The sequence below is a fragment of the Enterobacter sp. 04-C-12-SI-ECC genome, assembly GCF_047530715.1.
Taxonomy (GTDB): domain Bacteria; phylum Pseudomonadota; class Gammaproteobacteria; order Enterobacterales; family Enterobacteriaceae; genus Enterobacter; species Enterobacter bugandensis.
In genome coordinates this window covers 429,114-441,951 of record NZ_JBLKDI010000002.1, presented here as the reverse complement: position 1 = coordinate 441,951, position 12,838 = coordinate 429,114, and the positions used below count along the sequence as shown (strand labels likewise).

Genomic DNA, 12,838 nt, shown 5'->3' with positions numbered 1-12,838 from the left:
TATTTCTGGAGTAAACCACCATGTCTGAAGGCTGGAACATTGCCATTTTAGGTGCCACGGGTGCCGTGGGCGAAGCCCTGCTCGAAACTCTTGCCGAGCGTCAGTTCCCGGTGGGAGATATCTATGCGCTGGCGCGCACCGACAGCGCGGGCGAACATCTGCGCTTTGGCGGTAAATCCGTGATGGTTCAGGATGCGGCCGCGTTTGACTGGACCCAGGCGCAGCTGGCGTTTTTTGCCGCAGGTGCTGAAGCCACGGCGTCTTATATTGAAGAGGCGACCAATTCGGGCTGTCTGGTGATCGACCTGAGCGGTCTGTTCTCCCTGGAGCCGGACGTGCCGCTGGTGGTCCCGGACGTCAATCCGTTTGTGCTGGCTGACTACCGCAACCGTAACGTTATCGCGGTACCGAACAGCCTGACCAGCCAGCTGCTGACCGCGCTGAAGCCGCTGATTGACGACGGCGGCCTGTCGCGCATTACCGTCACCAGCCTGCTGTCCGCGTCGGCGAACGGTAAAAAGGCCGTTGACGCGCTGGCCGGGCAGAGTGCGAAGCTGCTGAATGGCATCCCGATCGACGAAGATGATTTCTTTGGCCGCCAGCTGGCGTTCAACATGCTGCCGCTGCTGCCGGATCGTGAAGGTTCCGTGCGCGAAGAGCGTCGTCTCGTCGACGAAGCGCGCAAGATTCTGCAGGACGAGGGGCTGATGATTTCCGCCAGCGTCGTACAGTCCCCGGTCTTCTACGGCCACGCGCAGATGGTCGGCTTTGAAGCCCTGCGTCCGCTGGCGGCAGAAGAGGCCCGCGATGCGTTTGGCCGCGGTGAAGATATCGTCCTTTCCGAAGAGAGCGAGTTCCCGACCCAGGTGGGCGACGCCACCGGCAGCGCGCATCTTTCCGTTGGCTGCGTGCGTAACGACTACGGTATGCCGGAGCAGGTCCAGTTCTGGTCCGTCGCCGATAACGTTCGCTTTGGCGGCGCGCTGATGGCGGTCAAGATCGCCGAGAAGCTGGTGCAGGAGTATCTGTACTGATGTCCGAAGTGGATCAAAAGCCGGTTCATAAAATTGCCCTCGGTATTGAGTACGATGGCAGTAAATATTATGGCTGGCAGCGTCAGAATGAGGTGCGCAGCGTTCAGGAAAAGCTGGAGAAAGCGCTCTCTCAGGTGGCAAACGAGCCGATTAACGTCCTGTGCGCGGGGCGTACGGACGCGGGTGTTCATGGCACGGGGCAGGTGGTTCACTTTGAAACCACCGCCGTGCGTAAGGATGCCGCTTGGACGCTGGGTGTAAATGCGAATTTACCTGGTGACATCGCGGTGCGTTGGGTGAAAGCTGTGCCGGATGATTTTCACGCGCGCTTCAGCGCAACGGCGCGTCGCTATCGCTATGTCATCTACAACCAGCGTCTGCGCCCGGCGGTGTTAAGCCAGGGTGTGACGCATTTTTATGAACCGCTCGATGCAGAACGTATGCATCGTGCGGCGCAGTGTCTGATTGGTGAAAATGACTTTACGTCGTTTCGTGCGGTGCAGTGTCAGTCCCGTACGCCGTGGCGTAACGTCATGCACATTAACGTCAGTCGTTTTGGCGCGTATGTGGTGGTGGATATCAAAGCCAATGCCTTTGTACATCATATGGTGCGGAATATTGTGGGCAGCCTGATGGAAGTGGGCGCCGGACACCAGCCGGAGAGCTGGATTGCAGAACTGCTGGCAGCGAAGGACAGAACGCTTGCGGCAGCAACGGCGAAAGCGGAAGGGCTTTATCTGGTCTCGGTAGACTATCCGGATCGGTTTGACCTGCCAAAACCGCCAATGGGCCCGCTGTTTTTAGCGGACTAAACAAAGGTGCAATTAAGGCTTAGACAATATGGACGTAATACGTTTTCTGATTGATTTCATTCTGCATATTGATGTTCACCTGGCGGAGCTGGTCGCGCAGTATGGCGTCTGGGTTTACGCCATTCTGTTCCTGATTCTGTTCTGTGAAACCGGTCTGGTCGTTACCCCGTTCCTGCCGGGAGACTCGCTGCTGTTTGTGGCCGGTGCGTTGTCGGCGCTGCCCACCAATGATTTAAACGTGCATCTGATGGTGGTGTTGATGGTGATTGCCGCGATTGTCGGGGATGCGGTCAACTATACGATTGGCCGGGTGTTCGGTGAGCGGTTGTTCAGTAATCCGGACTCGAAAATTTTCCGCCGCAGCTATTTAGACAAGACCCATGCCTTCTATGAACGTCATGGCGGAAAAACCATTATCCTTGCGCGTTTTGTGCCTATTGTGCGCACATTTGCACCGTTTGTGGCGGGAATGGGCCATATGTCCTATCGTCATTTTGCAATGTATAACGTGGTGGGCGCACTGCTTTGGGTGTTGCTCTTTACCTATGCAGGCTATCTGTTTGGCGACTTGCCGGTGGTTCAGGAAAACCTTAAGTTACTGATTGTAGCGATTATTGTGCTTTCCGTACTGCCTGGCGTGATTGAAATCATTCGTCACAAACGCGCGGCAGCAAAGCAAGCGAAGTAAATGCACGCTGGCGGTTCGACCACTTTTTTATCCAAAGTTTCGGGCTGTTATGTTTTAATGTGCAACATTCATGGTCTGTTGGAGGCAAAAATGGCATTATTCGCCTCTTATAGCAAAACTGGCATACGACCAGGTTCAGGCAGAAAGGTTATCAATGAGCTGGATTGAACGAATTAAAAGCAACATTACCCCGACGCGCAAAGCGAGCATTCCTGAAGGGGTATGGACGAAGTGTGATAGCTGCGGCCAGGTTCTGTATCGCGCAGAGCTGGAACGCAATCTTGAGGTGTGTCCGAAGTGTGACCACCACATGCGTATGTCGGCGCGCAACCGCCTGCATAGCCTGCTGGACGAAGGTTCTCTGGTAGAACTGGGCAGCGAGCTTGAGCCAAAAGACGTGCTGAAGTTCCGCGATTCCAAAAAATACAAAGATCGTCTGGCCTCTGCACAGAAAGAGACCGGCGAGAAAGACGCGCTGATCGTCATGAAAGGCACCCTGCACGAGATGCCGGTGGTTGCCGCTGCGTTTGAGTTCTCCTTTATGGGCGGCTCAATGGGCTCCGTGGTCGGCGCGCGTTTCGTGCGTGCCGTTGAGCAGGCGCTGGAAGACAACTGTCCGCTGATCTGCTTCTCCGCCTCCGGTGGTGCGCGTATGCAGGAAGCGCTGATGTCCCTGATGCAGATGGCGAAAACCTCTGCGGCGCTGGCGAAAATGCAGGAGCGCGGTCTGCCGTACATCTCGGTACTGACCGACCCAACCATGGGTGGCGTCTCCGCAAGCTTCGCGATGCTGGGTGACCTGAACATCGCTGAGCCAAAAGCGCTGATCGGCTTTGCCGGTCCTCGCGTCATCGAGCAGACCGTTCGTGAAAAACTGCCGCCGGGCTTCCAGCGCAGTGAGTTCCTCATTGAGAAAGGCGCTATCGATATGATCGTCCGCCGTCCGGAAATGCGCCTGAAACTGGCCAGCATTCTGGCGAAGCTGATGAATCTGCCAGCGCCTAACCCGGATGAGCCGCGCGAAGGCGTGGTGGTACCGGATCAGGAACCCGAGGCCTGATAACTGAAAAGGGCAGGGCCAGATGGCGCTGCCCTTTTGCTTTATAACCTGTTAATGACAACCGGGCATTATGGAAAATAAAAGCATTCCCCAAGCCACGTCGCCCCTGGCCGCGTGGCTTTCTTATCTGGAAAACCTGCACAGTAAAACCATCGATATGGGCCTTGAGCGCGTAAGCCAGGTTGCCGCGCGTCTCGACGTGCTGAAACCGGCTCCGTTCGTGTTCACCGTTGCAGGTACTAACGGTAAAGGGACGACCTGCCGCACGCTGGAGTCAGTCCTGATGGCTGTGGGGTACAAGGTTGGCGTTTACAGCTCACCGCATCTGGTGCGCTATACCGAGCGCGTGCGGGTGCAGAACACCGAGCTGGCGGAATCTGCCCATACGGCGTCGTTCGCGGCTATCGAAGCGGCGCGCGGGGAAACCTCATTAACCTATTTTGAATACGGCACCCTGTCGGCGCTGTGGCTGTTCAAACAGGCGCAGCTGGACGTGGTGATCCTGGAAGTGGGGCTGGGCGGGCGTCTGGATGCCACCAATATGGTGGATGCGGACGTGGCGGTGGTCACCAGCATCGCGCTGGATCATACCGACTGGCTGGGCCCGGACCGTGAAAGCATTGGCCGCGAGAAGGCCGGTATTTTCCGGGCGAATAAGCCCGCCGTGGTGGGCGAGCCGGACATGCCGCATACCATTGCCGACGTGGCGAAAGAGAAGGGCGCACATCTGTTGCGCCGAGGCGTTGACTGGCAGTATGAGTTGCAGGGCAACGGCTGGCGCTTTAGCGATGCGCAGGGCGTGCTGGAGAATCTGCCGCTGCCGCAGGTACCGCAGCCGAACGCGGCAACCGCGCTGGCGGCACTGCGCGCCAGCGGATTAGCTGTAAGTGAGCAGGCGATCCGTGACGGCATTCAGAATGCGCTGCTGTCGGGGCGTTTCCAGATAGTCAGCGAGTCACCGCGTCTGATCCTCGACGTGGCGCACAACCCGCATGCGGCGGCGTATCTCGCAGGACGTCTCAAATCGTTACCAAAAACCGGGCGCGTGCTGGCGGTTATCGGTATGCTTCATGATAAAGATATCGGCGGCACGCTGGCCTGCATGGAGAGTGTGGTCGATAGCTGGTATTGTGCTCCTCTGGAGGGGCCGCGCGGTGCGACTGCTGAGCAGTTGATGGAACATCTCGGCAAAGGTGCAATCTACAGTAGCGTGGCGCAGGCCTGGCATGCCGCGATGGCGGATGCTAAACCAGAAGATACCGTGCTGGTGTGTGGCTCTTTCCACACGGTGGCACATGTCATGGAAGTGATGGACGCGGGGAGAACCGGTGGCGAGTAAGTTTCAGAACCGTTTAACAGGAACCATTGTGCTGGTCGCGCTCGGGGTGATTATTCTTCCCGGGCTGCTCGACGGGCAGAAAAAACATTATCAGGACGAGTTTGCAGCCATTCCGCTGGTGCCGAAGCCGGGCGACCGCGATGAGCCGGATATGCTGCCCGCGGCGACTCAGGCGCTGCCTGCTCAGCCGCCTGAAGGGGCGGCGGAAGAAGTTCGCGCGGGCGATGCCGCTGCACCGTCACTCGACCCGTCGCGTCTGGCGGCGAATAACAACATCGAGATCGATCCGGTACCGGTAGAGAAGCCTAAGCCTGTCGAAAAACCGAAGCCGGTAGAGAAACCGCAGCCGAAGCCTCAGCAACAGCGAGATAAAGCAGCAGAGCAGCTGGCTGCAGCGTCTGAAACTCCACCACCTGCGAAGCAAGACGCAGCGCCGACCGGCAAAGCCTACGTTGTGCAGCTGGGGGCGCTGAAAAACGCCGATAAAGTCAACGAGGTTGTGGGTAAACTGCGCAGTGCGGGCTATCGCGTTTACACTTCACCTTCCACGCCGGTGCAGGGTAAAATCACCCGTATCCTCGTGGGGCCGGAGGCGTCGAAAGACAAGCTGAAAGGGTCGCTGGGCGAGCTGAAGCAGATCTCCGGGCTGAGTGGTGTGGTGATGAGCTACAGCGCGAACTAAGTACGACCTGCTCCTTTAGAGAGAGGCGATAAGCCACGGCGTTGAACATTTTTTCAGCGCCTTTTTTATTTACGCGCGGGAAGGAAATCCCTACGCAAACGTTTTCTTTTTCTGTTAGAATTCGCCCCGAACTGGATGACAGGGCGTTTAATCGTGGGACACATATGGTCTGGATTGATTACGCCATCATTGCGGTGATTGGTTTTTCCTGTCTGGTTAGCCTGATCCGTGGCTTTGTTCGTGAAGCGTTATCGCTGGTAACCTGGGGTTGTGCTTTCTTTGTTGCCAGTCATTACTACACTTACCTGTCTGTCTGGTTCACGGGCTTTGAAGATGAACTGGTCCGAAATGGAATCGCCATCGCGGTGCTGTTTATCGCGACGCTGATTGTCGGCGCTATCGTGAATTACGTGATAGGTCAGCTGGTCGAGAAAACCGGTCTGTCAGGAACGGACAGGGTACTCGGGATCTGTTTCGGGGCATTACGAGGCGTGCTGATTGTGGCCGCGATCCTGTTCTTCCTGGATACCTTCACCGGGTTCTCCAAAAGCGAAGACTGGCAAAAATCGCAGCTCATTCCAGAGTTCAGCTTCATCATCAGATGGTTCTTTGACTATCTGCAAAGCTCGTCGAGTTTTTTGCCCAGGGCATAAACCCTGAGATGTGGCTTAACGAGGAAAAGACGAATGTGCGGTATTGTCGGTATCGCCGGTTTCATGCCGGTAAACCAGTCGATTTATGACGCGTTAACGGTGCTTCAGCACCGTGGGCAGGATGCTGCGGGTATCATCACCATTGATGCAAACAACTGCTTCCGTTTACGTAAGGCCAATGGCCTGGTAAACGATGTATTTGAAGCCCGCCATATGCAGCGTCTGCAAGGTAATATGGGGATCGGTCACGTTCGTTATCCTACTGCTGGCAGTTCCAGCGCCTCTGAGGCACAGCCTTTCTACGTCAACTCACCGTATGGCATCACGCTTGCCCATAACGGCAACCTGACCAACGCTCATGAGCTGCGTAAGAAGCTGTTCGAAGAGAAACGTCGCCACATTAACACCACCTCTGATTCAGAAATCCTGCTCAATGTGTTCGCCAGCGAGCTGGATAACTTCCGTCACTACCCGCTGGAAGCAGACAATATCTTCGCTGCCATTGCCGCGACCAACCGCCAGATCCGCGGTGCGTACGCCTGCGTGGCGATGATCATCGGTCACGGCATGGTCGCCTTCCGCGATCCAAACGGCATTCGTCCGCTGGTGCTGGGCAAGCGCGACCTCGGCGATGGCCGTACCGAATATATGGTTGCCTCTGAGAGCGTGGCGCTGGATACCCTGGGCTTCGAATTCCTGCGCGACGTTGCGCCGGGCGAAGCGGTGTATATCACCGAGAAGGGCCAGCTGTTCACCCGTCAGTGTGCCGACAACCCGGTCAGCAACCCTTGCCTGTTTGAATACGTCTATTTTGCCCGTCCGGATTCGTTCATCGACAAGATTTCCGTCTACAGCGCGCGCGTCAATATGGGCACGAAGCTCGGCGAGAAGATTGCCCGCGAGTGGGACGATCTCGACATTGACGTAGTTATTCCTATCCCGGAAACCTCCTGCGATATCGCCCTGGAGATCGCCCGCATTCTGGACAAGCCGTACCGTCAGGGCTTCGTGAAGAACCGCTACGTTGGCCGCACGTTTATCATGCCGGGCCAGCACCTGCGCCGTAAGTCCGTGCGCCGCAAACTGAACGCCAACCGCGCGGAGTTCCGCGACAAAAACGTTCTGCTGGTGGATGACTCCATCGTTCGCGGCACCACCTCTGAGCAGATTATCGAGATGGCGCGCGAAGCGGGTGCGAAGAAAGTCTACCTGGCGTCTGCCGCGCCGGAGATTCGCTTCCCGAACGTGTACGGCATTGATATGCCAACCGCCAACGAGCTGATTGCTCACGGCCGTGAAGTGGATGAGATTCGCCAGATCATCGGGGCCGACGGCCTGATTTTCCAGGATCTGAACGATCTCATCGACGCGGTGCGCGCCGAGAATCCGGAGATTCAGCAGTTCGAATGCTCCGTGTTCAATGGCGTCTACGTGACGAAAGACGTTGACCAGCAGTACCTCGACTACCTTGATTCGTTGCGCAACGACGATGCGAAAGCCGTTCAGCTGCAAAACGATCTCGAAAGCTTAGAGATGCACAACGAAGGTTAATCTCTCCGCAGGTGAGGGCGCTCGCCCTCACTTGCAACTCCCCGCAAAATCCTGCACAGTCAGCCCAGAATTCAGCAAGGGCGAAATCATGAAACGACTCATAATAGGCATCAGCGGTGCCAGCGGCGCGATTTACGGCGTACGCCTGCTACAGGTTTTGCGTAACGTGGCAGAAGTGGAAACGCATCTGGTGATGAGCCAGGCGGCGCGGCAAACCCTCTCCCTTGAAACGGATCTCTCCCTGCGCGATGTCCAGGCGATGGCGGACGTGGTTCACGATGCCCGCGATATCGCCGCCAGCATCTCCTCAGGCTCGTTTAAAACCGCCGGTATGGTGATCCTGCCCTGTTCAATCAAAACGCTCTCCGGGATTGTGAACAGCTATACCGACACGCTGGTAACGCGCGCGGCGGACGTGGTGCTGAAGGAGCGCCGCCCGCTGGTGCTCTGCGTGCGGGAAACGCCGCTGCACCTGGGCCATCTGCGCCTCATGACCCAGGCCGCCGAGCTGGGCGCAGTGATCATGCCGCCAGTGCCGGCGTTCTACCACAGACCGCAGTCGCTGGACGATGTGATCAATCAGACCGTCAATCGCGTGCTGGATCAGTTTGACATCGACCTGCCCGAAGACCTCTTCACCCGCTGGCAGGGAGCCTGATTCTGTGCACAAATGCTGTGCATGAAAAAAGACGTTGCCCTGTTTCAGGGCAATTATGCAACGGCGATCATATCCTCGACATTTAATTCGCTTTTTCCCTTTTTCTCTTTCCGGTTCGTTCGGCAGACCTGCTATCTTTCACCATTAAGGCAATATCGCAACGTTTTATTAACATATTTAACGTCGAAGTTTTGACCAGACGGCAATGTGGCATAAGACCTGCAAGAGAAGCCTGCATCACAACACACAACACAATACATAATAAAATCACGGTACTTGAGGGTAAATGTATGAAGAAGACGGTTCTGGCTCTGTCTTTGCTGGTGGGGTTAAGTGCGGCGGCAGGTAGCTACGCAGCGCTTCCACAGACGGTTCGTATCGGTACAGACGCAACCTACGCGCCATTCTCTTCCAAGGATGCGAAAGGCGATTTCGTGGGGTTTGATATCGATCTGGGAAATGAAATGTGCAAACGTATGGAAGTGAAATGCACATGGGGGGGCAGCGACTTCGACGCGTTAATCCCGTCGCTGAAGGCAAAGAAAATCGACGCCATTATCTCTTCTCTCTCCATTACCGAAAAACGCCAGCAGGAGATTGCCTTCTCTGACAAGCTCTACGCTGCGGATTCGCGTCTGATTGCCGCGAAAGGTTCCCCGATCCAGCCGACCATCGACTCGCTGAAAGGCAAGCATGTGGGCGTGCTCCAGGGCTCGACCCAGGAAGGTTACGCGAATGCCAACTGGCGCGAGAAGGGCGTCGACGTGGTGGCTTACCAGAACCAGGATCTGATCTACTCTGACCTGGCGGCAGGCCGTCTGGATGCCGCGTTCCAGGATGAAGTCGCGGCGAGCGAAGGCTTCCTGAAGCAGCCGGCCGGTAAAGATTACGCCTTTGCGGGCCCGTCCGTGAAAGACAAAAAATACTTTGGTGACGGCACCGGCATCGGTCTGCGTAAGGACGATAAAGAGCTGAAAGCCGCCTTTGACAAAGCATTCACGGAGCTGCGCAAAGACGGTACCTACGACAAACTGGCGAAGAAATACTTCGACTTCAACGTCTACGGTGACTAACGCACCAGCGTGGTGCGTCGCGGGTGTGGATGATTCAATATGGTGCAATTTGTGCACCATATTGGGTCGCTACGTGCATACTTAAGCATTTATAATGCAAAAATTCCCGTCTGAAAGGCATTATTCTTTGCCTGACAGCGTGGATTAATGGCACATTAACCCCACCCCGTCGTCGTAAAAAAACCGTATGAAGACAGTTTGTTGAGGACAAATATGAAAAAACTCGTGTTGTCATTATCTCTGGTACTGGCCTTTTCCAGCGCCACCGCGGCCTTCGCAGCCATTCCGCAGAAAATTCGTATTGGCACCGATCCAACCTACGCGCCGTTTGAATCGAAGAATTCAAAGGGCGAACTGGTGGGTTTTGACATCGATCTGGCCAATGAGCTGTGCAAACGCATCAAAGCACAGTGTACTTATGTAGAGAACCCGCTGGATGCGCTGATCCCTTCCCTGAAAGCTAAAAAAATAGACGTGATTATGTCCTCGCTTTCCATCACCGAGAAACGTCAGCAGGAGATTGCCTTCACCGACAAGCTCTATGCGGCCGATTCACGTCTGGTAGTGGCTAAGTCTTCTGACATTCAACCGACCCTCGAGTCGCTGAAGGGGAAACGCGTAGGCGTGCTGCAGGGCACCACGCAGGAAACCTACGGTAACGAACACTGGGCGCCGAAGGGGATCGAAATCGTCTCCTATCAGGGCCAGGAAAATATTTACGCAGACCTGACGGCAGGCCGTATTGATGCGGCATTCCAGGACGAAGTCGCGGCAAGCGAAGGTTTCCTGAAAACGCCGGTGGGTAAAGATTATAAGTTCGGCGGTCCGTCCATTAAGGATGAGAAGCTCTTTGGCGTGGGTACCGGTATGGGCCTGCGTAAGGAAGACAACGAACTGCGTGAGGCGCTGAACAAAGCGTTTGCTGAAATGCGCGCTGACGGTACCTACGACAAACTGGCGAAAAAGTACTTCGATTTCAATGTGTACGGCGGCTAATCGCTCCGTCAAATAACGTGCGGCCCCTCCCGCTGGGGGAGGGGATAAGACACGGTTTACCACTCACGATACGACAGGGCTCGCGGTATGCTGTACGGATTTTCTGGCGTTATTTTACAGGGCGCGCTTGTCACCCTTGAGCTGGCTATCAGCTCCGTGGTGCTGGCGGTGCTGATAGGTCTGGCGGGCGCAGGGGCGAAGCTTTCGGCTAACAAACCGCTGGCGCTCATTTTCGAAGGCTATACCACGCTCATTCGCGGCGTACCCGATCTGGTGCTGATGCTGCTTATTTTTTACGGCCTGCAGATTGCCCTGAACAGCGTGACGGATGCGATGGGCATGGGACAAATTGATATCGACCCGATGGTGGCCGGTATTATCACCCTCGGTTTTATCTACGGTGCCTACTTCACGGAAACCTTCCGTGGCGCTTATATGGCGGTTCCCAGAGGACACATTGAAGCGGCAACCGCATTTGGTTTTACCTCTTCACAAACGTTTCGCCGGATTATGTTCCCGGCCATGATGCGCTATGCGCTGCCGGGCATCGGTAATAACTGGCAGGTTATCCTCAAAGCGACGGCGCTGGTCTCGCTGCTCGGTCTGGAAGACGTCGTGAAAGCGACTCAGCTGGCGGGCAAGAGCACCTGGGAGCCGTTCTACTTTGCGGTGGTCTGCGGCGCGATCTATCTGGTCTTTACGACCGTCTCCAATGGTGTGCTGCTTCTGCTTGAGCGTCGCTACTCCGTGGGTGTGAAGAGGGCTGACCTGTGATTGAGATTATTCAGGAATACTGGAAATCCCTGCTGTGGACGGACGGCTACCGCTTTACCGGCGTGGCGATCACGCTCTGGCTGCTGATTTCTTCCGTGGTGATGGGCGGCATTCTGGCGGTGTTTCTCGCCATCGGTCGCGTGTCGAACAATAAATTTATTCAGTTCCCGATTTGGCTGTTTACCTATGTGTTTCGCGGCACGCCGCTGTACGTGCAGCTGCTGGTGTTCTATTCGGGGATGTATACGCTGGAGATCGTAAAAGGCACGGAAATGCTGAATGCGTTCTTCCGCAGTGGCCTGAACTGTACGGTGCTGGCGCTAACGCTCAACACCTGCGCCTATACCACCGAGATTTTCGCCGGGGCCATTCGTTCCGTGCCGCACGGTGAGATCGAGGCCGCGCGCGCGTACGGCTTCTCCTCGGTGAAGCTTTACCGCTGCATTATTCTGCCGTCGGCGCTGCGCATTGCGCTACCGGCCTACAGCAACGAAGTGATTTTGATGTTGCACTCCACCGCGCTCGCCTTTACCGCCACGGTGCCGGACCTGCTCAAAATCGCGCGCGATATCAACTCCGCGACCTATCAGCCGTTTACCGCGTTTGGCATTGCGGCGGTGCTCTATTTAATTATCTCTTATGTTCTGATTAGCCTGTTCCGTAAGGCTGAAAAACGCTGGTTGCAGCATATAAAACCTTCTTCGACGCACTGAGAAAGATGATGGCTGAGAACAAATTAAACGTTATTGATTTGCACAAACGCTACGGCGAACATGAAGTGCTGAAAGGGGTGTCGCTGCAGGCTAACGCGGGCGACGTGATCAGTATCATCGGTTCATCCGGCTCGGGTAAAAGTACCTTCCTGCGCTGCATTAACTTCCTCGAAAAACCGAGCGAAGGCTCGATAGTGGTGAGCGGGCAGAACATCAACCTGGTGCGTGACAAAGACGGCCAGCTGAAGGTGGCGGATAAGCATCAGCTGCGCCTGCTGCGTACGCGCCTGACGATGGTGTTCCAGCATTTCAACCTCTGGAGCCACATGACGGTGCTGGAGAACGTGATGGAAGCGCCGGTTCAGGTACTGGGCCTGAGCAAGCAGGAAGCCCGCGAGCGCGCGGTGAAATACCTGGCGAAAGTGGGTATCGACGAGCGCCAGCAGATGAAGTATCCGGTACACCTCTCCGGCGGCCAGCAGCAGCGTGTATCTATCGCCCGCGCGCTGGCGATGGAGCCGGAAGTGCTGCTGTTCGACGAACCGACCTCCGCGCTGGACCCGGAACTGGTCGGCGAAGTGCTGCGCATCATGCAGAAGCTGGCCGAAGAGGGCAAAACGATGGTGGTGGTGACGCACGAGATGGGCTTCGCCCGTAACGTCTCGAACCACGTGATTTTCCTTCATCAGGGGAAAATTGAAGAGCAGGGGCATCCGGATGAGGTGCTGGCGAACCCGCAAAGCCCGCGTTTGCAGCAGTTCCTTAAAGGCTCCCTGAAGTAACGGGAGCTCTCCCTCTCCCAGAG

At 56.1% G+C, this 12,838-nt stretch carries 14 protein-coding genes; all 14 read left to right on the top strand.

Annotation, left to right across the window (positions count from 1 at the left end; translation table 11 throughout):
* Positions 1-20: 20 nt before the first annotated feature.
* Entirely contained in the window at positions 21-1,034 is a 1,014-nt protein-coding gene (locus tag ACMWL8_RS05300) for an aspartate-semialdehyde dehydrogenase (RefSeq protein ID WP_028013962.1), read from the top strand.
* Complete coding sequence (truA, locus tag ACMWL8_RS05295; RefSeq protein ID WP_045259682.1) at positions 1,034-1,846, top strand: tRNA pseudouridine(38-40) synthase TruA; 813 nt, start codon at positions 1,034-1,036, stop codon at positions 1,844-1,846. Before ACMWL8_RS05300 ends, truA begins: the two co-directional genes overlap by 1 nt.
* 28 nt (positions 1,847-1,874) lie before the next feature.
* Positions 1,875-2,534: a DedA family protein gene (locus ACMWL8_RS05290; RefSeq protein WP_008502599.1), complete on the top strand. Its 660-nt coding sequence runs from the start codon at positions 1,875-1,877 to the stop codon at positions 2,532-2,534.
* Positions 2,535-2,688: 154 nt separating this feature from the next.
* On the top strand, positions 2,689-3,594 hold the full coding sequence (accD, locus tag ACMWL8_RS05285) for an acetyl-CoA carboxylase, carboxyltransferase subunit beta (protein WP_003861408.1): 906 nt from the start codon (positions 2,689-2,691) through the stop codon (positions 3,592-3,594).
* Positions 3,595-3,664: 70 nt separating this feature from the next.
* Positions 3,665-4,933, top strand: coding sequence for a bifunctional tetrahydrofolate synthase/dihydrofolate synthase (gene folC, locus ACMWL8_RS05280; RefSeq protein WP_045259683.1), 1,269 nt, complete (start codon positions 3,665-3,667; stop codon positions 4,931-4,933).
* Positions 4,923-5,615: a cell division protein DedD gene (dedD, locus tag ACMWL8_RS05275; protein WP_045259684.1), complete on the top strand. Its 693-nt coding sequence runs from the start codon at positions 4,923-4,925 to the stop codon at positions 5,613-5,615. The genes folC and dedD overlap by 11 nt, the downstream gene beginning before the upstream one ends.
* 164 nt (positions 5,616-5,779) lie before the next feature.
* Positions 5,780-6,268, top strand: coding sequence for a colicin V production protein (gene cvpA, locus ACMWL8_RS05270; protein WP_000262116.1), 489 nt, complete (start codon positions 5,780-5,782; stop codon positions 6,266-6,268).
* A 33-nt stretch (positions 6,269-6,301) separates the two neighbouring features.
* Positions 6,302-7,819 carry an amidophosphoribosyltransferase gene (gene purF, locus ACMWL8_RS05265; RefSeq protein ID WP_014884664.1) on the top strand — a complete coding sequence of 506 codons (1,518 nt, stop codon included), beginning with the start codon at positions 6,302-6,304 and terminating at the stop codon, positions 7,817-7,819.
* A gap of 88 nt (positions 7,820-7,907) precedes the next feature.
* Positions 7,908-8,477, top strand: coding sequence for a UbiX family flavin prenyltransferase (locus ACMWL8_RS05260; RefSeq protein ID WP_028013957.1), 570 nt, complete (start codon positions 7,908-7,910; stop codon positions 8,475-8,477).
* Positions 8,478-8,767: 290 nt separating this feature from the next.
* Positions 8,768-9,550, top strand: coding sequence for a lysine/arginine/ornithine ABC transporter substrate-binding protein ArgT (gene argT / locus ACMWL8_RS05255; protein ID WP_045259685.1), 783 nt, complete (start codon positions 8,768-8,770; stop codon positions 9,548-9,550).
* A gap of 213 nt (positions 9,551-9,763) precedes the next feature.
* A complete protein-coding gene (gene hisJ, locus ACMWL8_RS05250) occupies positions 9,764-10,546 on the top strand; it encodes a histidine ABC transporter substrate-binding protein HisJ (RefSeq protein ID WP_028013955.1) in 783 nt (260 codons plus the stop codon).
* An 87-nt stretch (positions 10,547-10,633) separates the two neighbouring features.
* On the top strand, positions 10,634-11,320 hold the full coding sequence (locus tag ACMWL8_RS05245) for a histidine ABC transporter permease HisQ (protein ID WP_028013954.1): 687 nt from the start codon (positions 10,634-10,636) through the stop codon (positions 11,318-11,320).
* Entirely contained in the window at positions 11,317-12,033 is a 717-nt protein-coding gene (locus ACMWL8_RS05240) for an ABC transporter permease (protein ID WP_028013953.1), read from the top strand. Before ACMWL8_RS05245 ends, ACMWL8_RS05240 begins: the two co-directional genes overlap by 4 nt.
* A gap of 8 nt (positions 12,034-12,041) precedes the next feature.
* Positions 12,042-12,815, top strand: coding sequence for a histidine ABC transporter ATP-binding protein HisP (gene hisP / locus ACMWL8_RS05235; protein ID WP_010433274.1), 774 nt, complete (start codon positions 12,042-12,044; stop codon positions 12,813-12,815).
* The last annotated feature ends 23 nt before the right edge of the window (positions 12,816-12,838 follow it).